This window comes from Fimbriimonas sp. LA-C6 (assembly GCF_055398105.1).
The window spans coordinates 2757642-2780662 of record NZ_AP038796.1; the positions used below are offsets into that span (position 1 = coordinate 2757642).

Annotated in this window: 26 protein-coding genes and 1 pseudogene; 16 read left to right on the plus strand and 11 right to left on the minus strand. The window is 52.9% G+C overall.

Annotated features, from left to right (window positions below; genetic code table 11):
- Positions 1-24 precede the first annotated feature (24 nt).
- The 6 genes and pseudogenes from katG to ACZ51B_RS12810 all read left to right on the plus strand — a co-directional run bounded on the left by katG (position 25) and on the right by ACZ51B_RS12810 (position 5615).
- Positions 25-2235 (plus strand): catalase/peroxidase HPI, encoded by a 2211-nt coding sequence (gene katG, locus ACZ51B_RS12785; protein ID WP_464293720.1) that lies wholly within the window; start codon positions 25-27, stop codon positions 2233-2235.
- Between the two features lie 76 nt (positions 2236-2311).
- Positions 2312-2461, plus strand: a pseudogene (locus tag ACZ51B_RS12790) (zinc-ribbon domain-containing protein); the annotation flags it as partial.
- Positions 2462-2464: 3 nt separating this feature from the next.
- On the plus strand, positions 2465-3442 hold the full coding sequence (locus tag ACZ51B_RS12795; RefSeq protein ID WP_464297209.1) for a hypothetical protein: 978 nt from the start codon (positions 2465-2467) through the stop codon (positions 3440-3442).
- 105 nt (positions 3443-3547) lie between these two features.
- Entirely contained in the window at positions 3548-4660 is a 1113-nt protein-coding gene (locus tag ACZ51B_RS12800; protein ID WP_464293721.1) for a DUF899 family protein, read from the plus strand.
- Positions 4657-4899 (plus strand): hypothetical protein, encoded by a 243-nt coding sequence (locus ACZ51B_RS12805; protein ID WP_464293722.1) that lies wholly within the window; start codon positions 4657-4659, stop codon positions 4897-4899. The genes ACZ51B_RS12800 and ACZ51B_RS12805 overlap by 4 nt, the downstream gene beginning before the upstream one ends.
- Positions 4896-5615 carry a DUF899 domain-containing protein gene (locus ACZ51B_RS12810; protein WP_464293723.1) on the plus strand — a complete coding sequence of 240 codons (720 nt, stop codon included), beginning with the start codon at positions 4896-4898 and terminating at the stop codon, positions 5613-5615. The genes ACZ51B_RS12805 and ACZ51B_RS12810 overlap by 4 nt, the downstream gene beginning before the upstream one ends.
- On the opposite strand, the gene ACZ51B_RS12815 is transcribed toward ACZ51B_RS12810, so the two are convergent.
- A complete protein-coding gene (locus ACZ51B_RS12815; RefSeq protein ID WP_464293724.1) occupies positions 5612-6004 on the minus strand; it encodes a winged helix-turn-helix transcriptional regulator in 393 nt (130 codons plus the stop codon). The two genes, ACZ51B_RS12810 and ACZ51B_RS12815, sit on opposite strands and share 4 nt — an antisense overlap.
- A 29-nt stretch (positions 6005-6033) precedes the next feature.
- Here ACZ51B_RS12815 and ACZ51B_RS12820 point away from each other — a divergent pair, with 29 nt between their 5' ends.
- The 3 genes from ACZ51B_RS12820 (at position 6034) to ACZ51B_RS12830 (ending at position 7861) form a co-directional block, all read left to right on the plus strand.
- On the plus strand, positions 6034-6810 hold the full coding sequence (locus ACZ51B_RS12820) for an SDR family oxidoreductase (protein WP_464293725.1): 777 nt from the start codon (positions 6034-6036) through the stop codon (positions 6808-6810).
- 7 nt (positions 6811-6817) lie between these two features.
- Positions 6818-7144 (plus strand): nuclear transport factor 2 family protein, encoded by a 327-nt coding sequence (locus ACZ51B_RS12825; protein ID WP_464293726.1) that lies wholly within the window; start codon positions 6818-6820, stop codon positions 7142-7144.
- Positions 7145-7261: 117 nt separating this feature from the next.
- The gene (locus ACZ51B_RS12830; RefSeq protein ID WP_464293727.1) at positions 7262-7861 is read left to right on the plus strand and encodes a TetR/AcrR family transcriptional regulator; all 600 of its coding nucleotides are present in this window, start codon (positions 7262-7264) and stop codon (positions 7859-7861) included.
- On the opposite strand, the gene ACZ51B_RS12835 is transcribed toward ACZ51B_RS12830, so the two are convergent.
- Both ACZ51B_RS12835 and ACZ51B_RS12840 read right to left on the minus strand, forming a co-directional pair.
- Complete coding sequence (locus ACZ51B_RS12835; RefSeq protein WP_464293728.1) at positions 7812-8660, minus strand: DNA/RNA non-specific endonuclease; 849 nt, start codon at positions 8658-8660, stop codon at positions 7812-7814. The genes ACZ51B_RS12830 and ACZ51B_RS12835 overlap by 50 nt on opposite strands.
- A 91-nt stretch (positions 8661-8751) precedes the next feature.
- Positions 8752-9228, minus strand: coding sequence for a CBS domain-containing protein (locus ACZ51B_RS12840; RefSeq protein WP_464293729.1), 477 nt, complete (start codon positions 9226-9228; stop codon positions 8752-8754).
- Between the two features lie 191 nt (positions 9229-9419).
- Here ACZ51B_RS12840 and ACZ51B_RS12845 point away from each other — a divergent pair, with 191 nt between their 5' ends.
- Positions 9420-10052 (plus strand): PAS domain S-box protein, encoded by a 633-nt coding sequence (locus ACZ51B_RS12845; RefSeq protein WP_464293730.1) that lies wholly within the window; start codon positions 9420-9422, stop codon positions 10050-10052.
- An 8-nt stretch (positions 10053-10060) separates the two neighbouring features.
- On the opposite strand, the gene ACZ51B_RS12850 is transcribed toward ACZ51B_RS12845, so the two are convergent.
- The 4 genes from ACZ51B_RS12850 to ACZ51B_RS12865 all read right to left on the minus strand — a co-directional run bounded on the left by ACZ51B_RS12850 (position 10061) and on the right by ACZ51B_RS12865 (position 13100).
- Positions 10061-11053, minus strand: coding sequence for a type I phosphomannose isomerase catalytic subunit (locus tag ACZ51B_RS12850; RefSeq protein WP_464293731.1), 993 nt, complete (start codon positions 11051-11053; stop codon positions 10061-10063).
- A 72-nt stretch (positions 11054-11125) separates the two neighbouring features.
- The gene (locus tag ACZ51B_RS12855; RefSeq protein WP_464293732.1) at positions 11126-11797 is read right to left on the minus strand and encodes a hypothetical protein; all 672 of its coding nucleotides are present in this window, start codon (positions 11795-11797) and stop codon (positions 11126-11128) included.
- Between the two features lie 26 nt (positions 11798-11823).
- Positions 11824-12354: a hypothetical protein gene (locus ACZ51B_RS12860; protein ID WP_464293733.1), complete on the minus strand. Its 531-nt coding sequence runs from the start codon at positions 12352-12354 to the stop codon at positions 11824-11826.
- A gap of 89 nt (positions 12355-12443) precedes the next feature.
- Positions 12444-13100, minus strand: a complete 657-nt coding sequence (locus ACZ51B_RS12865) for a hypothetical protein (protein WP_464293734.1) — start codon at positions 13098-13100, stop codon at positions 12444-12446.
- A 112-nt stretch (positions 13101-13212) separates the two neighbouring features.
- Between ACZ51B_RS12865 and ACZ51B_RS12870 the strand changes: the two genes are divergently transcribed.
- From ACZ51B_RS12870 to ACZ51B_RS12885, 4 genes are all read left to right on the plus strand, one after another.
- The gene (locus tag ACZ51B_RS12870; RefSeq protein ID WP_464293735.1) at positions 13213-13605 is read left to right on the plus strand and encodes a hypothetical protein; all 393 of its coding nucleotides are present in this window, start codon (positions 13213-13215) and stop codon (positions 13603-13605) included.
- 227 nt (positions 13606-13832) lie between these two features.
- Positions 13833-14942: a LacI family DNA-binding transcriptional regulator gene (locus ACZ51B_RS12875; protein WP_464293736.1), complete on the plus strand. Its 1110-nt coding sequence runs from the start codon at positions 13833-13835 to the stop codon at positions 14940-14942.
- A 40-nt stretch (positions 14943-14982) separates the two neighbouring features.
- Positions 14983-15867 (plus strand): prepilin-type N-terminal cleavage/methylation domain-containing protein, encoded by an 885-nt coding sequence (locus tag ACZ51B_RS12880; RefSeq protein WP_464293737.1) that lies wholly within the window; start codon positions 14983-14985, stop codon positions 15865-15867.
- Positions 15864-16088 (plus strand): hypothetical protein, encoded by a 225-nt coding sequence (locus ACZ51B_RS12885; RefSeq protein WP_464293738.1) that lies wholly within the window; start codon positions 15864-15866, stop codon positions 16086-16088. The genes ACZ51B_RS12880 and ACZ51B_RS12885 overlap by 4 nt, the downstream gene beginning before the upstream one ends.
- A 5-nt stretch (positions 16089-16093) precedes the next feature.
- Here the strand turns inward: ACZ51B_RS12885 and ACZ51B_RS12890 are convergent, their stop codons facing one another.
- From ACZ51B_RS12890 to ACZ51B_RS12905, 4 genes are all read right to left on the minus strand, one after another.
- A complete protein-coding gene (locus ACZ51B_RS12890; protein ID WP_464293739.1) occupies positions 16094-17776 on the minus strand; it encodes a hypothetical protein in 1683 nt (560 codons plus the stop codon).
- Positions 17777-17829: 53 nt separating this feature from the next.
- A complete protein-coding gene (locus ACZ51B_RS12895; protein ID WP_464293740.1) occupies positions 17830-18705 on the minus strand; it encodes a helix-turn-helix domain-containing protein in 876 nt (291 codons plus the stop codon).
- Positions 18706-18797: 92 nt separating this feature from the next.
- Positions 18798-19217, minus strand: coding sequence for a response regulator (locus ACZ51B_RS12900; RefSeq protein WP_464293741.1), 420 nt, complete (start codon positions 19215-19217; stop codon positions 18798-18800).
- 36 nt (positions 19218-19253) lie between these two features.
- Complete coding sequence (locus tag ACZ51B_RS12905) at positions 19254-21350, minus strand: PAS domain S-box protein (RefSeq protein WP_464293742.1); 2097 nt, start codon at positions 21348-21350, stop codon at positions 19254-19256.
- Between the two features lie 141 nt (positions 21351-21491).
- Between ACZ51B_RS12905 and ACZ51B_RS12910 the strand changes: the two genes are divergently transcribed.
- The gene (locus ACZ51B_RS12910) at positions 21492-21779 is read left to right on the plus strand and encodes a hypothetical protein (protein ID WP_464293743.1); all 288 of its coding nucleotides are present in this window, start codon (positions 21492-21494) and stop codon (positions 21777-21779) included.
- A 62-nt stretch (positions 21780-21841) separates the two neighbouring features.
- A complete protein-coding gene (locus ACZ51B_RS12915) occupies positions 21842-23011 on the plus strand; it encodes a methyl-accepting chemotaxis protein (RefSeq protein ID WP_464293744.1) in 1170 nt (389 codons plus the stop codon).
- The last annotated feature ends 10 nt before the right edge of the window (positions 23012-23021 follow it).

Genomic DNA, 23021 nt, shown 5'->3' on the forward strand with positions numbered 1-23021 from the left:
CTCTTAGCGAAGTAAACAACCACCATGGAAAACGTCTTGTCAAACGAATCGAAGTGCCCCTTTTCGGGCCAAGCTCTCAGCCAGGCCACTGCTGCGGCTCAAACGAACGCTCATTGGTGGCCAAATCAGCTCAATCTCAAGATTTTGAATCAGCACTCTCCGCTCGCAAACCCCATGGGTGAAGAGTTTGATTATGCGAAGGAGTTTAAGAGCCTGGACCTGAACAGCGTCGTGCAAGACCTTCATGCGCTGATGACCGACTCGCAGGATTGGTGGCCCGCTGACTATGGCCACTATGGTCCTTTCTTCATTCGAATGGCTTGGCACAGCGCTGGCACCTACCGAATTGCAGACGGTCGTGGTGGCGCGGGGTCAGGTACGCAGCGATTTGCTCCGCTCAACAGTTGGCCAGATAACGGGAACCTCGATAAGGCCCGTCGTTTGCTTTGGCCCATCAAGCAGAAGTACGGCAAGAAGCTTTCTTGGGCAGACCTCATGATCCTTGCAGGGAACGTCGCTTTGGAGTCGATGGGCTTCAAGACCTTCGGATTTGGCGGCGGTCGCGAGGATGTTTGGGAGCCAGAGGACGACATTTATTGGGGTCCGGAAGGTAAGTGGCTGGCCGATGAGCGGTACAGCGGAGATCGCGACCTTGCAAACCCTCTTGCGGCTGTCCAGATGGGTCTGATCTATGTGAACCCAGAAGGTCCTAACGGCGTGCCTGATCCTCTTGCAGCGGCACGCGATATCCGCGAGACTTTCGCCCGAATGGCGATGAACGACGAAGAGACGGTTGCTCTCATCGCGGGTGGGCACACATTTGGAAAGGCCCATGGAGCTGCTGACCCAAGCCAGTATGTCGGCTTTGAGCCTGAGGGCGCTGGTATTGAGGAGCAAGGCTTTGGCTGGAGCAACACGTACGGAACGGGACATGGCGCTCATGCCATTACCAGTGGATTGGAAGGTGCATGGACAAACAACCCGATCCGATGGGACAACAACTACTTTGAGAACCTTTACAAGTTCGAATGGGAGCTAACGAAGAGTCCTGCGGGCGCTCATCAGTGGACGCCTAAGAACGCTCAGGACGCGGTGACTGTGCCAGACGCTCATGATCCTGCAACGAAGCACGCTCCGATCATGTTCACCACGGACCTTGCGCTCCGAAGCGATCCTAGTTACGACCGAATTTCCAGGCACTATCTTGCCAATCCAGAGCAGTTTGCGGAAGCGTTTGCTAAGGCTTGGTACAAGCTGACTCACCGCGACATGGGGCCGATCTCTCGGTATCTTGGGCCGCTTGTACCGGGTGAGCAACAGATTTGGCAGGACCCTGTTCCGGCGGTGGATCACGCGCTTGTTGGTGACACTGAAATTGCAGCGCTGAAGGCAAAGATCTTGTCTACTGGCCTGACTATCTCTCAGTTAGTTTCGACCGCTTGGGCATCGGCTTCGACTTTCCGGGGTAGCGATAAGCGTGGTGGCGCGAATGGTGCTCGCATTCGGCTGGAGCCTCAGAAGAATTGGGAAGTGAACCAGCCTGAAGAGTTGGCGAAGGTTCTTGAAGTTCTGGAAGCCATTCAGGCTGAGTTCAACAGTTCGCAGACCACCGGAGTTAAGGTTTCTCTTGCCGATCTGATCGTGCTTGCCGGAAACGTGGGTGTTGAGGAAGCGGCGAAGCGTGCGGGACATCCCGTGAGCGTTCCGTTCACACCAGGGCGCACGGATGCAACTCAGGAAGAGACAGACGTTCACTCGTTTGCTGTGCTTGAGCCTGCCGGTGATGGTTTCCGAAACTATGTGCTGAAGGGTCACGAAGACTTGGCGGCTGAGTTGCTGGTCGATAAGGCGAACCTGCTGACTCTCACGGCTCCTGAGATGACCGTGCTTGTAGGTGGTCTTCGAGTGTTGAACGCGAACTCAGGTCACTCCAAGCATGGCGTCTTCACTCATCGGCCAGAGACCTTGAGCAACGACTTCTTTGTGAATCTGCTTGATATGGGTACGAAGTGGCAGAAGTCTTCCACTGCTGCGGGTGTGCTGGAAGGTCATGATCGCTCGACGGGCGACCTGAAGTGGACTGGAACGGTTGCCGATTTGGTGTTCGGTTCCAATTCTCAGTTGCGGTCTCTTGCTGAGGTCTATGCATGCAGTGACTCTGAAGAGAAGTTTGTGAATGACTTTGTGGCCGCTTGGACCAAGGTCATGAACCTAGATCGGTTCGACATCGCCTAGTCCTTATGACCTGGGGCTGCTGATTACGCAGCTCCAGGTAGACAAATGTTAGTACAAAGATGAGATAATCGGAATTATGCCGATTTGTCCCAAATGTGGTACCGAGTCTTCCGATGGCTCCGCATTCTGTAGTCATTGCGGTTTGCCATTTGCGGAAGCACAGGCATGCCCATCTTGTGGTGCCAAGGTTTCATCTACGGACAAGTTCTGCCCGTCTTGCGGCACTCATTTGTCGCAACCGGCGCCAGCGGCTCCTCCGATCTACCAAGTTCCGCCTCCTGCCCCTCCGAAGAAGCCTATCTGGCCGTGGCTTGTTGCGGCTGCGGTGTGCGTCTTGTGTATTGGACCGGCTATTTTAGGGGCGATTTTGTTCCCTGTCTTTCAGCAGGCCAAAGTTGCGGCTCAGGCGACGAAGGCGTTGTCTACTGCGAAGCAACTCAATCTGGCGTTACAGATTTACGCTTCTGACTTCGACGACCGGTTCCCGTCATTTTCCAATGAGGAACATCTTGCCACAGTTCTCGAGCCTTTTGGAAAGTTTCCAAAGTTGCGAGAAACAGTGGTCGGCTACTCCTGGAACCAAGACCTCTCCAACCAGGTAATTAGCTACATCAAAGACCCGCAGAACACATGGGTCTTTACTTCTAAGGAGGCGGACGGGCAGAGGAAGTACATAGTCGGCATCGTGGATGGATCGGTGCGACGGGTTTTGCAAGACTCGCTTGACCAGATCAAGCAGAGCAGCAAGAACCCGATAGATCGCGCAATGGGTGGTGATCTCAGTGCCACTGGAAATGTTCACAAGATTTGGAAAGAGACAGTGGACGGACCGGATGGGAAGACCGAGGCGCAGTACGACTTCACGTCTCCGACGAAGTACGTCTCCATCTGGGTGATTCGGTCGAAGGATCCAGACGGTGTGCTTGTGACTTCCAAACTCCGTGGGACCGGAAACTATAGCTTTGCGGAAGGAAAGCTGGATTTACAGGCTCCTACAGAAGTGAACGGATCGGTCCTGATAGGCAAAACAACGAAGTGGGTGCCACTGCCGAAGAATGATCCTATGCTCGCGGCGTTCAAGAATCAGATCTTGGGCAAGACGGTTCTGTCGGTAGAGAATTTGTCGGACAATGAATTGCAGGTTTCCGGACCTCGTGGGCCGGACTTTTTCTCCGTCCCATCGCAAGGCGAAACTCTCAAACTTTAGCTCAGATCGAAAATGAGCACGGACGATCAAAAGTGATACGGCTCATCGCCGTATCATAAGTTCGTGAGCAAGGAAACTCGAACAGAAGCAGAATATGTACGGACTATGTCCGCTGTTCTGGAGTACGTCCAGACTCACCTTGACGGCACGATCACGCCTGGCCAGCTTTCAGAAGTGGCTGGCTTTTCTCAGCACCACTTTCATCGCGTGTTTCGCTCGGTAGTCGGTGAGGCCGTTATGGACCATGTTCGACGGCTTCGGTTGGAGCGAGCCGCTCTTCAACTCAAGACCAGTGATGAGCTGATTGCGAGTATTGCATTCGACGCGGGTTATCAGGCTCAGGAAGCATTCACTCGAACATTCCAGGCCTACTATGGTCTGGGGCCAAGGGAGTTTCGTGCGGCTAGTGTTTCGCACCAACTGCCCTCGCCTTCTGGTGTTCACTATTCGCTGAAGGGGTTTACCCCGCTGGTCAGAGCTGTGGATTTCGCTTTACTCGAGACCGATCAGCTGTGCGCTCTTCACCGGCAGTCGCCGCTTCTATTTGAGGAGAAGTGGGAGGAGCTAATGTCTGTGGTGACCGGCTTCTCTGAGTTTGTTACGCCTTTCTATAACCTTGAGGAATATATGTTAGAGACCATTAGCGACATTGATAAGGAGATCTCGGCGCTTCAAAACGAAGTGGAAGCCGCCAAGCAGAAGCTCCTGGAAGCCAGAAAGCGAAGGCCGAAAGAGCTTGTCCAGGACTATGTGCTGCTCGATTCTGAGGGCGCTGAGGTCCGACTTTCGGAGCTGTTTGGGGATAAGCCGGACTTGATCTTCATCCACAACATGGGGACCCGCTGTTCCTACTGCACGATGTGGGCGGATGGCTTTACAGGCTTGGTGCCCCACCTTTCGGACCGTGCTGCGTTTGTTGTCTGCTCGCCCGATAAGCCAGAAGTTCAGAAACGGTTTGCCTCGAACCGTAACTGGAATTTCAAGATGCTTTCCTCGTGCCAGAGTCAGCTGAACCACGACTTGGGATTTTGGAAGGAAGACAGCCCATGGCCGGGAGTGTCGACTTTCCGACGGACGCCAGATGGTCAGATTTTCCGGATCGCTATGGCGTATTTCAGCCCACAGGACGACTTCTGTGCGGTCTGGCCTTTACTTGATTTGTTAGAAGAGGGCCCTAAAGGTTGGGGGCCTCAATACGATTACGAGAAGAAATCATGATGAACTCCACCTTAACCCTCCAGCGCCCTTTCCCCTATCGGCTTGGGCTGCTTATGGCACTCACGGCTGGGTGCATGCTGGCAAGTGCGCTGAGTCAGGCGCCTGCGCTGAGCAAGGCTGCTACGACCCTTAGTCATTCTGCAATCTGTAAGTGTGCGCACTGCCCAGGTGAGGCCACCTGCTGCTGTCGCCCTTCCACTATCGGCTCCACATGTGCGAGCAAGGAGTACTCGAAATGAGTCAGTCACCCACACTTTCTATCAATCATCCCGTGGTTTCTCAAGAGGAATGGATCGCGGCGGGAGCGCAGCTGCTGGTCAAGGAAAAGGAATTTACGCGTTTGCGCGATGAGATGAGCCGCATGCGTCGGGAGTTGCCATGGGTTCGTGTGGATAAGGAGTATGTCTTTGAAGGTCCCGATGGAAAGCAGAGCCTTTCGGACCTCTTCGAAGGCAATAGCCAACTGGTCGTGTATCACTACATGTACGCATCAGGCTGGGAAGAGGGGTGTCCGGGTTGCTCTTTTGTGTGTGATCATGTGGACTCGGCGCGCCAACATTTTGAGCATCATGATGTTGCATTTGTGGCCATCTCCCGCGCTCCGTTTGGTGAGTTTATGCCTTTCAAAGAGCGTATGGGGTGGACATTCAAATGGCTATCTTCAGCCGAGAGTGAGTTCAATTACGACTTTGGCGTCTCGTACAGAAGGTCGGAGTTGGATGCGGGTCCTGTACTCCACAACTTCAACATGCAGAAGCTGAACGGAGAGGAGCAGCCAGGTCTTACCGTGTTCATCAAGGGAGACGATGGGGCTCTCTATCGAACGTATTCGACTTACGAGCGGGGTCTCGATATGCTGTTAGGTGCGTACAACTTCCTCGATCTTACGCCCAAGGGACGCAACGAATCCAGCCCTATGGATTGGATTGCTTTTCATGATCGTTACGACGCCTAGTCGGTAACTTGTTCGGCGGAAGTTTCACGCCTCTGCTCTGCCCAAAGAAGGATTGCATCCAACGCTGGGCAGAGTGCCTTGCCTATTGGGGTGAGGTCGTAATCTACTTTCGGTGGGACTACCGGATAGATTGTGCGGACGACAATACCGTCTTTCTCAAGTTCGCGAAGTTGCTGGATGAGCATCTTTTGCGTGACGTTTGGAATGGCACGCTCAAGTTCTGAGAACCGCAGTGTGCCTTTGTCGAACAGATGGAATAGGATGATCATCTTCCAGCGTCCTTCCAGAATTTTGATCGCTTCCACTACACCTTCGGCTGCGGAGTCGGGTGTGTATGCCGGACGCGCACTGTATGGTGTGTGACTGACTTTATTGTCTGTTCTTGACATATTATCAGCATGATCCGTATGCTCCAACTATGTCAATCACAAGCGAAAGAGAGTTTGAAAACAAACGCGTATTGGTTACTGGAGGCACCCAAGGCATTGGGGCTGCTGTGGTCAAGCGGATGCGTGAGGCGGGTGCCAAAGTCGTTACGACGGCCCGAAATGGTTCCGACTCCGAGGAGTTCGTTGCAGCTGATTTGAATACAGCCGAGGGCGCTGCCAAAGTCGCAAAAGAGACCTTAGCGCACCTGGGAGGTATCGACATTGTGATCCATGTTGTAGGCGGATCCAGTGCACCGGCGGGTGGCTTTGCCGTTCTCGATGATGAGCAGTGGCAGCGTGCTCTCAACATCAATCTCTTTGCTGCTGTGCGGCTGGATCGGGCTCTCTTGCCGTGGATGCTCCAACAAGGCTCTGGGGTGGTGGTCCACGTTACTTCGATCCAAAGAGAGCTTCCACTCCCTGGAGCGACAACTGCTTATGCCGCTGCGAAGGCGGCGCTTTCCACCTACAGTAAGTCACTTTCCAAAGAAGTTAGTCCGAAAGGGATACGGGTGGTAAGAGTTTCACCTGGCTGGGTGGAAACAGATGCTTCCAAGCGGCTGGTTACAAGACTGGCGGAGGAGTCTGGCGCGGACTATGACGGCGCGCAGCAATCGCTGATGGACTCCCTAGGCGGTATTCCAATTGGTCGTCCGGCAAGACCCGAAGAGGTCGCCGATCTCATTGCCTTTGTAGCCTCCTCTAAGGCTGGATCGATTACTGGCACGGAGTTCGTCATTGATGGAGGCACTGTTCCTACAGCGTAATAAAACGATGAGCATCACACTTCAACCCCCTATCTCGACCTTCATTGAAGCGAGCAACGCGCATGACGCTGTTGCACTTGCCGCCTGTTTTACTTCCCTTGGGACAGTGGCCGACGAGAGCAATACACACCGGGGACCTAGCGAAATCCAGGCCTGGGCGTCGCATACGTTTTCCGAATATAACCAACAGCTTCGGCCCCTTGCTGTCGAGGAAATAGAGAACGGCGAGATCGTCAAATGTGAGATTTCAGGCAACTTTGGTGACCCGATCTCTCAACACTTCGTGTTTCGATTCGAGTATGGAAAGATCGTCTCGCTTGAGATTCGCGACTAGTGTCTTAAGGGGAATTCAATGGTATTTCATTGTGGGCCAGCTGGTGAGCTGGCTCTGCCTCACCTGCCATGCGTAAGTGAGTACCAGATACAATGAGTTAAGGGGAGCGTTGATGTGATGGTTGAAGGTGCAGTGGTCAGTGAGGGGCTTCGGGAGCGGAAGAAGCGCGAAACGATGCAGCGCATCGCGGAGACGGGGTTTGGTCTCTTTGTGAAGAACGGCTACCAGTCGACCACGCTGGACGAGATTGCGGCTGAAGCAGGCATCGCCAGGCGCACCTTCTTTTACTACTTCAAGTCGAAGGAAGAGATTCTGATTGCTTACTTGGACGGGCGGGGTTTTGTCAAAAAGCTTCGACCGACACTGCTTGCACAGCACAAGGATCAGACGCCGATGGACGCTGTGTATAACGCCCTGCTGGAGCTTCTGTCCTCATACAACACGGAAGAGGGACTGAAAGTCAGTCGTATTTTTGAGTCTTGCGATGCACTCAAGGCACGCATGCTGGCGGCCTACGCCGAGATGGAGCAGTCGACATTCGAAGCCTTCTGCGAACTGTGGCCAGAGCCATCAATGCGGGTCTCGCTTCGGGTGGCGGCAATGATGTCGATTGGCGCCTTGCGTATCGCCAAAGAGACTTGGCGGACTGAGAGCGGCAGGCGACCGCTCACAGACTATCTACAAGACGCGTTTGCGGCTGTTGGGCCTGCTTCTTAGGTCGCCGTGTGAGTGCCATTGTGGTTGGAAGCTCTAATTGGGGTCCTTTTCCGCTCTTCAATAGAGTGCGCTCGTTTGCTGGGAGTGAGTCGAAGAAGCTGAGTTTGGTTTTTCGTTCGATTTCCGCGATGGTGGTGCGGTAGCTGTTGAGCGGACGCGTGGGCTCAACATTTGGAACAAGCACAGCGAGAGAATAGAGTCGGTGGGGACCTTGCGTGACTACGGCTATCTTAAAAACGGCACTCGGGACTGCGACCTTGCTTGCTCCGATTGATTTGGTAGGAGCAGAAAAAACAGGACCGGTGATGATTTGCATCTCGCCTGCCTGCTCCGTGTAGGTGCGTACCAGATCTTCCAGCTGTGACCACATGTGCTGGTTGAGTGGTCCGTTTTGCGGCACGATGTTCGAGAGGTAGAAGCTCTCTGGCTGACGGGGTCCTGGCGTTCGCATGTCGCCCGAGGGGGCCATATGCCCGCGATCATAGCCAGAATTGAAGTAGTCTTTCGGCTTGGCAAGAGCGACGGCAGGTAAATCGGGATCGGCCTTGAAGTACTTTGCTGGCAGCCTCGGTCCCTGCGGTGGCTTCAAGTCGGTAGCCGCTAAACACTCTTGAACCCACAGTGGATCTTTGACCCTATCGTTGACTAGGCAAGCATAACCCGAGCGGATCAACAGATAGTTGTGGGGTTTGCCATAGCCGGGGGCGCCTGCGGCGAGATGGATCGACGGCGGCAGTGGTCCTGTTACGGGGTTGTGGATCTGAAATCCGACGACTGCAAGGTAGGCAACAAACAGCATAAATAGCTCCTTAACCACCGCAAGGTGATTTGGCGTTTACTGTTACTTTATACACCTCGTCGGATTTAAAACAAAGTTAAGAGTCTGTGACCTACCCTGCTGATGCGAGTTGGAGCATCTTTGTGGCGGAAGTTGCTCGCTTAGACGGAGTGGCTTCAGCAAGGAGTTCTGACACCTTTGATGGGACGACTTCACTTTGACTAGCTGCGGCAAGGCAGTCCATTGTGAGGACCCCAACAGGTGCGCTATCAGAATTCAGAACGACTACCCGCCTCACTTGCTTGGTTGCCATGAGATTACGAGCCTCGTCGAGAGTGGAGTCTCCGGCGATGGAGATGACGGGCGAACTCATGATTCCGTCTACGGTTGCTTTGCAGACGCATCCGCCTAGTGCGACGGATCGAGTGACGATGTCGCGCTCCGTTACGATTCCTGTTAGCTCGTTTCCTTTCTTAACAAGCAGCAGGCCGATGTTGAGTTCTTTCATTTTGACGGCTGCGTCTCGGACGGGAGCATCCTCTTGGATCGATTCGAGGACTACGGCAGAGGCTCGGTTTTCTTGCGACATAGATCCATTAAGGTCGGTAAATCGGAGGCTTGCCAGTCGTGTTTATCCATGTCCTCCAAAATTGGTACAGACTTTTTTCGCATTCTCTGGTCTCCGTTCGAGCGGCGCTTCGTGTCATCATTGACGTTAGGATTTATGACGGCGGTTAGTGAGTCCTTCCCGCCTCGTCTGCGTGGAACCACATGAAATCTATGTCTTCCGATCGTCCCAAACACGAACTGTCGCCGAGAGAGAAGCAACTCCTCAAATTTTCTGCTGAGGGTTACACGGACGCTGCCATCGCTCACAAGCTTGGGATTAGTGAGGCAACTGTCGGAACCTATTGGGGGCGAGTCCGCATCAAACTCGGGCCTTACAGCCGCACCGAATTGGTCGCGATCATCCTAAAGGCAGAGCAGGAAGCGGCCGTCGAATCTCTTCGACGCGAAAATGAAGAGTTGATCCACAAGCTCGAATCCATGGTCGACCCGGGCGCTTCGTTCTACCGAGAGCTTATTGAGAACGCGCCTGATGCGATCGTTCTGGTTTCAGAGAGCGGTGTGATTGAGATGGCGAACAATAGCGCTTGCGAGCTGTTTGGATACCAGCATGGCGAATTGGAAGGAAGCGAACTCACGCGACTCATTCCTGAGCGCATGAGAGATCTTCATCGCCGTCATCGGGCCGAGTACGTGACCGCCCCCCTCAAGCGGGAGATGGGCGAACACCTGAATACTCCGGCGCTTCATAAGGATGGCTCGGAGTTCCAGGTGCGAGCGGCTCTATCTGCTGTAGAAACGCCCACCGGCTTGGTTGTTACTTGCGTGCTACGCGCAGCGAAGTAGGCTCCCGGTTACGGGAGCTCGATTTCGAGGACGTTGACTGAACCGTTTGGTGTGAGCAGAACTTCCCCGACTTCGGATGGCAATAGCCATACCTGTCCCTTTTGGAACGAGTAGGTTGTTCCTGCAAACTCGAAGCTTCCTACGCCTTCGATGATCACGATGGATCTGAGTGCGCCCTGATCACCGACGGTGAATGGAGATGAGCCTTGGTTGCGAATGGTTCGGAAGAACTCGCAGGTGAACAGCTCCTCTTTTAGGACAGGCTCGGTTGCGAGAACCTTGGGAGTGACCTTGTCTACAGGGCCCTTGGCATAGTCGGTGCACTTCAGGGACTCTTCAATATGAAGCTCGCGGGTTTTGCCTGTCTTGGCATCGACCCGGTCCCAATCGTAGAGGCGGAACGTGACGTCGCTGTTCTGCTGAACTTCGAACACGACCACTCCGCCACCGAGAGCATGGACGGTTCCTGCGGGGATGAAAAGGCCGTCGCCAGGCTGTGGTCGGAAGCTTGCGAGGTGTTGCGCGACGGTCTTGGTAGCGAGTCCTTCGCGGATATCGTCGGCAGTGGTTCCTGGCTGTAGGCCTGCGAAGATGCTGCTCTCAGGTTCAGATTCCAGTACTAGCCATGCTTCCGTCTTGCCACGCTCGCCGGGGGGCAGGAGATCCTTGTGCTCGTCGGAGGGATGCACCTGGACGGAGAGCATCTCTTGAGCATCGAGGAACTTGAGCAGCAGTGGGTAACGCTTCAGCGTGTCGGCCTTATCACCAAACATCCCCATGGGGTTCAGGTTGATGAGTTCCTGAATCGATTTGCCTTTGAGCGGGCCGTCGGCTACGACACTGGTGAAGTCATCACGATCGCTGAGAATCCAGGCCTCGCCCACGGGGACATCTGCGGGTAAAGGCTCGGCGGTGACATGCTCCAACTTCCTCCCACCCCACAGTCGGTACTGATAAATCGGCTCAAAGCGGAACGGGTAGAGAGACGTGTCGGCAGACATGGCTCTATTATCCTGGTCTGGGTGAGCTATTGGCGGTATGGATCCACCGTGAAACACGGCAGCTGGTATTTCTCAATTTCCCGCAAGGCGGGCGACTTCGGATATTCTTGCGATAACAGTATCTTTACGTCCGGCGGAATCTTGCAATGAGGCTAGATGCCCTTCTAGTGCCTCATCGATCTCTCTTCGTTTCAACAAGAGATGCAGCGAGTTGGCCAGGTAGTTCCTTACTAAAATCGGGGCTTCAGCAATCTCATCAGCAATCTCGGACCGGCCATTGAAGATAGCAACAATATCTTCGAAGTCGTGACTTGCAAAGAGATCGCTGGCTCCGCGCGATGAAAATGCCTCCATCTTGGTGGCGATAAAGTGCACTGGGTCGATCACGGATATCACTCGTTCATTCGGTAACGTCACCCGGTTGGAGTTCTCAAGGGCCGGTCCATACCAGGAGTTACTGAAACCCAGCACCTCGGCGGATGACGGCATTACATCAATGATGAGTTCCTTCCATCTCCATCGACATATGATGTGATCTTGGTCGTCCTCACGAAATCCGAGTTCTCGCATGGCTTCAGCCAATGTGTAGTAGTCAATAGTTGAAGCTAACTCGACCACCAAATCCACATCATTGGTTGGACGCGCAGGTGGAGCCTCTGGATCAGATAATAAGAGATCCACTACGGCACCACCTACGAACAAGAAGCGGTCCTGTAGCTGCCCAAGAGCCACGGCACACTTCATGATGTTTTCAACTTGAGGGCTCAGCCTCATCCTATGCCCAACTTGCGTTGCAGTAGCTCGGTAGCCAAACCAACTTCGCGAACACGACCCACTCGAATCGCGTCGACAAGGGTTAAGTATTCATACAGGTTTGGGTCATGCTTGGCGGCCAAGGGCGCTGTTTTGTAGATCGGTTCAAGGGCTATGCCCCTTACTCCTTCGGCGAGTTCCCAAACCGGCACTGGCTCCTGACTGGTTTCTCCGAACTGAACGCTGAGTGGCGGTGCCGCGTACGAGGTTGCCATGCCTCGTGTGAGTCCGCCGAACTTTGCTGGCAAGAAATACTTGACTCCATGAGTCAGCCACTCGGCTGTTGCATTTGGTCGGACAATCATGCCTTTTCTCAAGAGACTTGCTTCTATGAGACGCTTTACTGATTGGTGGACCTGGGAAGGGCTTATTCCGATTGAGGCACCAAGCTCTGAATACTTGAGTAGATCCTCCGTGGCACCATGCGCATCCATTGAACGGATGGATTGGATTTTCAAAAGCACCAGGGAGTCTTGAGGCTTCAGCATGATTCTATATTCTAGAATATAGAATCATGTAATTGATACGGCCCTATTGCTCTCTAAACTGATAGCACGGGAAGTGCTTCAGGTAGAGCTTAAACTTCCTGCCTGTAAATTTCTCTCGCCTTGGCGAGAAGCTGGGGCTCCGTGAGGTGGCTTTGATCGACCTTGACCGCTCCGATGATGCGCTCGGCGTAATGTGGGTGGTGCTCTTTGAGCCAGGCGACGAAGGTGTCCATGGCGCTGCTGGAGCCTTCTCCTGATCCGAAAATGAGGATCTTCTTCGCGTTGGTGAGGCAACCTGCTATGTCTACGAAATAGGCGTCGTAGTTTGGTTTCTCACCATGGCCTGGGTAGCTATGGGGGCTGTGAACGTGGCTCTTGTGTCCTTCAGGATCGTATGGCACGATCAGCTCGGGCACCTCTCCCTTCACTTCTGTGCGGAAGATCTTGGCTCCTTGGTGGTCGATGGAGATTAGGATGTGCTCGCCGAGATGATCTGCGTTGCCTTCTTCGGAGGAACGTATGAAGTGCCGGATACGTGTGACTTCGTCAGCGGTTGCTACATCGTTCGTGTTGGGTGAGTGGAAAACGACTGCATGGCCAGAAAGGTTCACCTTGAGGTTGCCGTTATGTTCCTGTTCTACTTCGCCGAGGTCCTCGAACATGGACCGGACATCTCCCCAATCGAGGTTGTGCGTGATTGGGTGCTCGAAGATCCGATCGTACGTGCGTTGCGTGGTTTTATTCAATTTAGAGCTTCCTTACGGATACACCTCTTGGACGACGCTTGCCAAATTATGTTGCAAGTGAGGTACCGAGCGAACGGGGGCGGGCTGAACGTAGTAGTCCTAACTAAGATTCATGAGCAACCGCGACTTTTCCTGGAATCCTAGTGCCATGGAGCTGACCTGCTTGAAGCAGCTTGATCGGGCAGGCAGTTGGAAGATGCTGAACGCCGATCCCCCTGAACTCACCGACATGATTTCTTGGCGTCATGTGAGAAGGATTTTTGGATTTAATTGGGTGCTCTTCGCAGCCATCTTTGCGTTGATGATTCTGTTGGTGGCACGTGGTTCCGGCTATCAACCCGAGGACATGCGCGAAGACATGGTGCCTGGTATTGTTGCGATCCTGGTCTTATCTGTACTGATGGCCCTTTATTCCGCGAACATCTATCGGCTGGCTTGGAACCACAGGGCACGGTCGTTGCGATCCGGGTATGACGACGAACAAATCGTTACCTCTATCCATTGAGATAAAACTGTAGTACCTTTAGTTGCTAGGTGGCTAAGAAAAACGCTCATTCAGATGTTGGTTATGCAAAACCTTTAGCGAATCTGCCGATGCGCTCCTGGCTGCCCACGCAATAGTGCGTGCCCGAGACACCGATTCTCATGCCTCTAAAGGTGAATCGACGTGTTTCTGTTTGGAAATATCTCACATAAATGATACACTTGTGAGATATTAAGGACAGAGTTTGCATGGCAGAAGAAAACTGGAAGACAATAGCGGCCTCCATTGCCGCGCGGATCAAGTCTGGCGAATTTGAGCCCGGGTCTCGATTGGCGTCGGGTGACCAACTAGCAAAGGAGTTGGGTGTGAATCGCAACGCGACTCATCGGGCGATTGATGAACTTCAGCGCCAGGGTTTAGTGGTTCGGCGTCAGGGCAGCGGTACGGTGGTCGCGGACCATCGGAAAAGCAAGTCCCGACGGATTGCGCTTATTGTGGATGGCTATAGTGCCTTTCACAACTTCCCCTCGGGCGATTTGTTGAGGGGGATTCAAGACAAGATTGGTGAAGAATCGAGCTTAGTCATTGCGGACAGCAAGCATGATCCTGACCTTGAGAATCGGCAACTGAAGAAAGTTGCGCGTGAGGCTGATGGAATTCTCCTTTATGCCACCGGTCTCAGCAAGCCATCTCCAGTCTTGACGGGGCTGCTTTCTGATGGATATCCGGTTGTGGCCCTCGACCGAATTCCGAAAGCCGTTGAGATGGACGCTGTTCTGACTGACAACCGTGCTGCTGCGATCCAGGCGGTTAAGGCTTTAGTCGATCGAGGGCATACGAGGATCGGGTTCATCGGACTCGACAAACATCAATACAATTCTGTCGGTGAGCGGTTCCAAGGCTATCAGGAGGCGATGGAAAGCGCAGGCTTATCTGACCACGCAGAGTTGGTTCGGTGGCTCCCCGATGGTTCTGACCGATCGACGCAGATCTACAACCAACTGGTTCGAGACACGCTCTTTGCTTTACGCAACGGTGAGCAACCTATTACCGCCCTCTTCTGCACAGAGGATTTGGTGGGATGCGCGGTGGTGGCTGCCTGTGAGCGACTTGGTATTTCACTTCCCCATGAGCTCGAGATCATCACGTTCAACGACTGGCACCCGATGACTCTTCGTACTCCCTGGAATGTGCATCGCCTTATCCAAAGAAAGTTTGACATAGGAGTTGCCGCTGCTGGCTTACTTCTGGACCGCATCGCGTCCCCTTCGCAATCTTATCGAGTTATACGAATCGACGCTGATTTCGCCCTAGCAGATGCAGGCCTCCAAGAGTTCCTGCTCTCCACAACCCTATAAAGCATCGACTGCTTTGAAAACACCAAAGAAGGTATTTCCAATGAAGCAAAAAGCATTCACATTAATTGAGCTACTTGTTGTGATCGCGATCATCGCGATCCTAGCAGCCATTCTGTTCCCCGTCTTTGCTCAAGCGAAGCTAGCGGCAAAAAAGACGGTGGCCCTGAGTGGAGCCAAGCAGATATCGCTAGCATCCATGATGTACGGCGGAGACTTTGACGATATGTATGTCCCTTGCGCTGTCATGAACACGCCGGGCATCAACAACCCTGGTGCGGATCAAGAAGCCGGGAACTGCTTCTACCACACCGAACCCTTTGATTCTTTGTTGGAGCCGTACACGAAGAGTGGCGAAGTGTGGGCAGCACCTGCTGACTCGCACCCGCTCAACTCCTTCTGGGTAAGCGACGGCTGTCTGTGGGATGGCAAGTATCGAGGCAAGCAGATCCGCAAGACCTTCGAGATGGTGAGTGAAATTGATACCGTTGAGAAGGGTGGATGGCTGGATCGCAACACTGGCGTATCCGGCGCCTGGTGGGACATTCCGAACTACTCCCCGGTGCGATCGATGAGCGGATTCTCTGATCCTTCGAACACGATCGCCTTCGCCGAAATCTGGCCACCCGATGGACAGGGAGGACGCGTGGGTGGTTTGTCTGACTCGATTGTTTGGCAGTGCAACACCTGGAAACTAGCGGGACGAGTTCCTCTTAGCGGAGCTCCTGGTGACCGCCTCCCAAGTGGTGGGGACAACTGCGACGATTACACCCACAGCACAGATTTTGCTCCCACACCTGGCTATTCGGGGCGAGCGAACTACGCGATGGCAGATGGTAGCGCCAAGACTCTTGGATGGGGTCAGGTACGAGCCAATGACTTCTACAAATTCAAACTGCAGAAGCCAACTCAGACGTTTGTCCCATGAAGAAGCTAGCCCTCCCATTCATAGCAGTCTTGTTCATTCCGCTTCAACTCGCCTGTAGCGGCGAGAAGTCACCGGAAGAGATTGAGGCTGCCAAGTACCCGAAGGTCCAGCCACTCTCAGCGGAGAAACAAAAGGAGCTTCGCCAAAAGGCGGGGATGGATACTCCTATTGGCGCAAGAGGTGCTCCTCCTAGTTCGCAGCCACCGAAAGCTGGAAGCTAAATTGGTCAGCTCCTTTGTGACAGGAGGAGCTGAATCGAACCGTTCCTTCCTACTACCGACCAACCTCTCTGTAAGGGAGTTGCTGTTCCACTAGCGACTCCCACAGAGTAGTCGAACCCCTGCCATTGGTAAGAAACTCTGTCTGGCTCTACTTTTACCAGTGCCGACTTCTTGGGATCCCAGTCAAAGACCAGGGTGAGCGGCTTACCGCTGCTGAGTTTGATCACGCACTTACGCTCCTCGAACCTTACTGTGAGAACCTCCGAGCCCCCTACAGGTAAGTTTATGATCATCGATTGCCCATGTTCGATGATCTCTGGGCTACCCACCAGGATGAGCCGCTTTCCGTCCACTTCAAAGAAGCCACCGGCACCTTGTTGGGTGTAAGAACCAGGATGGTCGCTCCAATGGTAGCCGTCAAGTATGGCTGGCATTCGCTGCTCCACATCGTGAGCTTTTGTAGGTTCTTTTAGAAACGGTTGCGCGTTGTGATCACTGTAGACCGTAAGGTCCCTTAGGAAAGGCAAGTTCCCTTTGAGGTGCAGATTGGCTCGATAGAACCTACTTTGATACCAGACAGAACCTTCGGGCTTGGTTGTGTCTCCGAACGGGTCTTCTAGCATCACTTGCGCTTGGACTGGAGTCGTTGAAAAAGCCCGCTTGAACCGCCTTCCAGATTCTCCCATGGTCTCGATATGGACATCGCCTGAAGCTTGCAGTTTGGAGAGTGCTTTCATCTGGACAATGAATGCATCTGCCATTTCCGGCCAGCCGAAGTTGTTCTCTTGCCCAAGCTGTGCATAGGCAAAGCCCATCGTGGGCGACTTCGAGATCATTTCTAGGAATCTCTTGATGAATACAGGAGACCGCCCTGAAGGCCATACTGGCTCCATGGTATCTGGGCCTCCGACTCGTTGGCCATTTCCCAGTTTGTATGCGCTGTCGTAGTAGTAGACGGGATCCTGTCCAAGCATCTTGAACACAGGTGTGGAGATTTGAGATTTCTTGTTGAGTGCAGGGCTCCAGCAGTTCACTTTGCTTGGATAATAGCCCGCAAATGGGGCGCCCCAGATGGTGAAGCCGTCTGTGGCGATCTGGTCTCGGCAGACGGCGAAAGCGTCCACACCATACTTTTCTGACAGGTGAGCCATGGTGATCGAGTCGAGATTCCAACTTGCGACAGACTTTGGATACTCGCCCCAAATGGACTTGAAGGTCAGCATCGCAGCATCGGCAAGCTTGATCCGCTCTGCTTCGCTATACCCAATGGTGAACGCTACGCAAGGTGTACTGTCCCACTCAACGCCTGTCCTGCCGCGCCACTCAACGCCAGCTGCTTTGCAGTGCATCTCGTTCATCTCGAACCAGAGACCCACTTCGTGATTGTTGGCCTTATGCTGCTTGAGGTAGGTAACAAACGGACCGGATACCAACGCGTCGAACTGCAATAGCCACGTGGCAGGAAGTTGATGTTCGAGGAGAACTTCCATCTGCTTTTGGACCGGAAGGAGCAGATCGATAGGTGATCTTGGCTCCACGCCACGAATGAAATTGATCACATTGATACAACGAACCGAGCTAGCTGTGCCAGGAAGCTCCATATTTACCAAGGCACTCGCGAGCGGTGCGCAACCAGCGGCGAGGCATGTTTGCCCCGTAAACTTGAGTAGGTCTCTCCTTGAGATCATCGGGGCATTCTACGCCACGAAAACGGAAGTTCACAAAATCGAACGATCGGAAGTCACCAGACCTCTCGGGTGTCAACTCGGTAGACAGTTGGTGTTCGGTGAGACAGTGAGGCTCGGTGAAGCTCTTTGTATTCGGAGGGCGTCATTCCCGATTCTTGCCGGAAGGCGGTTGCAAAGGACTGTCCGGAAGAGTAACCCAACTCGAAGGCGATTTTGGTAGTGGTGAATCGCCCGCTCTCAAGCATCTTCTTTGCCTGTGAAAACCTGGCCGCTCTGGCCCAATCTCCCGGCGAAGAACCTGTTTCACGAACAAATAGCTTCGTTAGCCAGACGCTGGAAACTCCGAGTTGTCGAGCGACTTCGTCCATGGTCGGTCTCACCCCATGCCCCGCCGTCATCGCCTCTTGAGCTTTCCGTACGAGGCGGCTGTCTTTCAGTTCCTCGTCTTCTAGCCCTAGACTCAAGAGCGAAGTGATGACCAGCACGCCCAACGCCGACGCCACTTCAGGGAGAAACTCACCTCCAACCTCATGCTGACAAACAACTTGCTGCAAGAGTCCTGTGATCGAAGCGTTCCGTGTCCTGATGGTAGTGAGTTTTTGTGCGGGTTCTCTCAACCGATCCGGGAGCATCTCCAAGGCGATATGGGCTGCCACTAGCTCACAAGGCTGTAGATTGGAGTCGACTGATCCATGTACGACACCTTCCGGTATTACAAGAACGTCTCCTGGACGTAGTACATGGGGTTCCTCTGCAACCAACCAGTCCTGATGGCCTTGGATCAGTGCACAAACTTCGAGCGTGCTTGGGTGGTAGTGAGACCGATTTCGATCTACCAATGCGGTCGTCGTGGAAGTTCGATAGACGGAGGTAAACGGTGGACTTGCCTGGGATGCGTCAAACTTGATCGAAGTAGCCTGTTGCTTCATGGCATTCTCTTTTGAGAACTTACCACTTGTGCATATCAAACTCAGCGGATGACCGGCTTTGCTTGGTGCCTCCGAAATCGACAGAGCTTCTCCTAGGCAGCCGTGTGAATATCTTCGTGGATCTGATCAATCTTCTTTTGAAGTTCAAAGAGTTCCAGTCCTGCCTCAATCGCCTGAATCAGCGTCTCTTCATCGCATGGCTTGTTTAGGTAATGGAAGACCTGCCCCACACTGACCGCATCCACCGCCGTCTGTCTGTCCGCATTTCCGGTAAGCATCATCCTAACGGTTCCCGGCGACCGCTGTCGCACATGAGTTAAGAACTCTAGCCCGGTCATTTGCGGCATGCGCATATCGGCAATAACAAGTTCAAACGGAGCACTTTTGGAGATCACATCCAAACCAGCAGATCCTCCTAACGCTACTGCTATCTCATATTTCTGACTTAGCAGTCGGCGAAGTCCATCCAGAACCGACTGTTCATCATCCACTAGAAGAATGCGCTTTTTCATGATCAAATTATTGGTTACTTTTCTCATATTTTCACTCTATGCAGCAACATTCCTAAACTCTTTTACAATGTTGAGGTCCAGAGGAATTCGAACATAGAATGTCGTTCCTTCACCACTCTCTGACTCAAACCATATCTTGCCCAGATGTCGATCTTCGATGATCTTACGACAAATGGCTAACCCTTGCCCGGTACCTTTACCGAGCTCTTTAGTGGTAAAGAACGTGTTAAAAACTTCTCCGGCATAACTATCTGGGATACCACCACCGTTATCTTTCACTGATACTTCGAAAGAGGTTCCGACAATTTGGGCTCGGATATCGATTCGTCCGGATGCGTAATGGCCAAGCCGAACACGATCGCCGATGGCATGCGCTGAATTGATAATAAGATTGAGAATAACTTGATTGAAGTCGCCCGGCAAGCACCATATTGGAGGCAGATTGGGGGCGATATCAAACGATATGTTGGCTACGTACTTCCATTCATTTCGAGCAATGGTGACGGTGCTGCGCAGTGTTCGCTCAATATCAACCTGAACAAACTCATGGGTGCCCGGGTGTGAGAATTCTTTCAAAGCGACAATAATGTTTGAGACGCTTTTGATCCCATCAAGGGTCTGATCTATAGCAATTGGGATCTCCTGAGCTAACTCCTTTAGTTCTTCACCGGTATCAGTCTCTTTCTCCAAATGCTCTTGAACTTCTGCCAATGAAGTGAGAGTGGCAAAAGATCGCTTAAGAAATCGGATATTGTCCCCTATATACTGCATCGGTGTGTTGATTTCATGAGCGATCCCTGCGGAGAGCTCACCGATACTCTCCATCTTCTGTGCCTGCGCTAGTTGAGCTTCTAGGAACCGTTGCTTCGCGATAGTCTCTTCGCTGGTCTTGCGATCTGTAATGTCTGTAAGCGTGCCCTCTACTGAGTTTGGAAAGAATGCCGTAGCTCTTACGAACTGCCAACGCGCTTCTACCCAACGGCATTCACCTGACGTTGTCATGACTCTAAAGGTGGTAGTCACCGACTCAGCTTTGTGAGCTAACATCCTGTGCCATGCTTTTCGCATCTTATCTCGATCCTGGGCAAACACAAATTGCTGGAACTTCCTGCCCACACAGTCTTGCGGGAGCCTGCCCGTAATCTCGGTCCAAGCGGGGTTTAGGAACGTTACTGTCCCGATGCTAGTCATCTGCATGACGACCTCAGCCATCCGCTCCACCAACTGTTTGTAACGCTGATGTTGCCGCTGCGTGATTTTTTCATGGGCTCGGCGTGCCGTTACGTCTGCTCCATGGATAAAGAACCCTTTTCGATCACCTTCCGACCACACGGGGTGGATCTGCAAACCGAGAACTTTCGCTTGCTGACTCGGAGGGTGGAGAATCACGTCCTCTAGCCTCACATCCGATTCTAAGCGTGAAATCTGTGTTACTTGGCTTGCGAATGCGGGCCAGCCGAACTGCTCTGTACATTCATCAAGGGTCTTCCCAAGCACCTTTCCGGCATTGACACCAAAGGCTCGCTCGGCAGCAGCATTGAAGCGGGTGATCCGACCTTTGGAGCCCACCACGATCATGATGGAAGTAACGCTTTGAATCACATCCTCATGCTCCTGATGCGCATTCTCTAACTCAAGAGAGATTCGTCTTTGTTCAAAGAGTGAGATGGTGAGTTCGGCCAGATTTTGCAGACCCGTTATCTGCTCCGACGAAAGTTGACCCGGCTCCGGGGAAATGACGGCGAGAGCACCAATGGCTACTCCTTGCGGAGTAATCAGCGGACAACCCACATACATTCGAATGTAAGGAGGCCCCGTAACGAGTGAATTGTTGGCGAAACGTGGATCAAGCGTTGCGTCTAGCACGACCAATGGCTCCGGCGACTGGATCGCATAAGCGCAAAAAGACTGCTCGACGGGAGTACCTTTTAAGCAAGTACCTTGCGCGGAAAGGAAACATTGCGAAGTTTCCCCAACGAGACTGATCAAACTTACAGGCGCACGACTGATTTGCGTGGCTAAAGCTGTGATCCGATCATAGTCACCCACCGGATGAGGCTCGAAGACCTTATACGTATCCGTCGCTTTTTGTCTAGCTAATAGCGACCAATCATGTATTTTTGATGACTTCATGGACACGTTCCTGTGTCAACTTCGTCATTTTCTTCATTCAACATTATGGCGATACTTGCGTGGATTGGCGCAAAAGAATATCCCCAGATTTGGCTAGAAACTTATACAAAACCGCCGATGAGAATACGGGTGACAATTGTAATGAGCGCAACACAGGATAAACAAACAGGTTACCGAGTCAAAGGCAAACGAGCTGACTGGGTACTGGAAGGTGACCTCAGCATTGGCGTGGCTGCCGACATTCACACCATCGCGATGAAGCTTGTCAGCGACGCCCGGGTGCAGCACGTTTCACTCACGTTGCCAACCAATGGTTTGCCATTGGCTACCTACCAAATCATTACAGCCTTGAAGAGAGAGCTTGAAGCGGCCGCCAAATCATGCGAGATCACTGGATCTCTGGTCCCCTATGGAGGTCGAGCCTGGTGAAAGCGGCATGGAGTATTACCTTCGCTCTTGGGGTTTTTGCCGCAATCTCAAGTCGTAACGTCGTGAGCATCTTTTTGCTACTTCCACTAGGCTTTGCCGGATGGATGAGCTTTCGCTCTGTGCATAGCCAGTCCGCAAGAGTAGATTCGCTCGTCATCGAGAATGATAAGTTGTCGTCTCAACTCGAAGAAGAGCAGACCCTTTCGAAGTGTCACCTTGAGAAGATAGAAGCGCTAACATCAGAACTAAAGGATGCTAAGCATCATTTAGAGACATCCGAGGGCAGTCTCCACGACTTTCAAAACGATTTAACTAAGGAAGACCGCCTGCGCGAGTTCGCGCTCAACTCGGGGGAGCTACTTACCACGCTCTCCCAACAGTTGATCGTCGCGATTCAGGAGACCGAGCTCGCCATCTCGACGGCGATTACTGCGTTCTCCGATGCTTGCACCGAGTCGCAGGAGCTCACATCTGTCGCGACAGCATCGCTCCATACAGGCGAGAACGATCAAAACAACTGGTCGATCACCATTACCAAGGGTTCAATTCGGGATTTCGTGGGCTACATGCTTGCCGTGTCCACAGAAATGGCAGACTCGACGATCAAGATGCAGTCGTTGTCCAAGACAACGGACCGTCTTCACGGACTACTGGATCAGATTGAGGATGTGTCCGCACAGACTCGATTACTGGCGCTCAACGCCTCAATCGAAGCAGCAAGAGTTGGATCTGCGGGTCGAGGATTTGCCGTGGTTGCAGAGGAAGTACGCAAACTTTCGGAGCGATCCCGGTTGGCCGCCGAAGAGACACGTGATCTGACTCATATCATCACAGAAGAGACAAGCTCTATCTGTCAGCGACTGGCAAATAGCGCAAGCCTCAGCAAGGATCAGGCATACAGCGCACAAGGTGAACTGATTCAGCTGGTAGCCACCTTGCGCGAATCCGATGACGAAGCTCAGCAGTTGATGAATGAACTATCAACGAGGAGCCAGGCTATCGGAAGCAATTTGAATCAGGTGGTTACCGCCTTTCAATTCCAAGACTTACTTCGGCAACGGCTAGAGCATGTAGCGGTCCCTCTCGCAGATCTCAAACGAGGCCTCTATATCGTATCCGGCCTAACCGTTGATGAAGACACGAATTATCTTCCCGCTGCGCCTGGGGCTATTCCAGACGCAACGATTGTCTCGTACAAGGGCACTGACGACAATGTCGAGCTCTTCGCATAGGAAAGCAAAC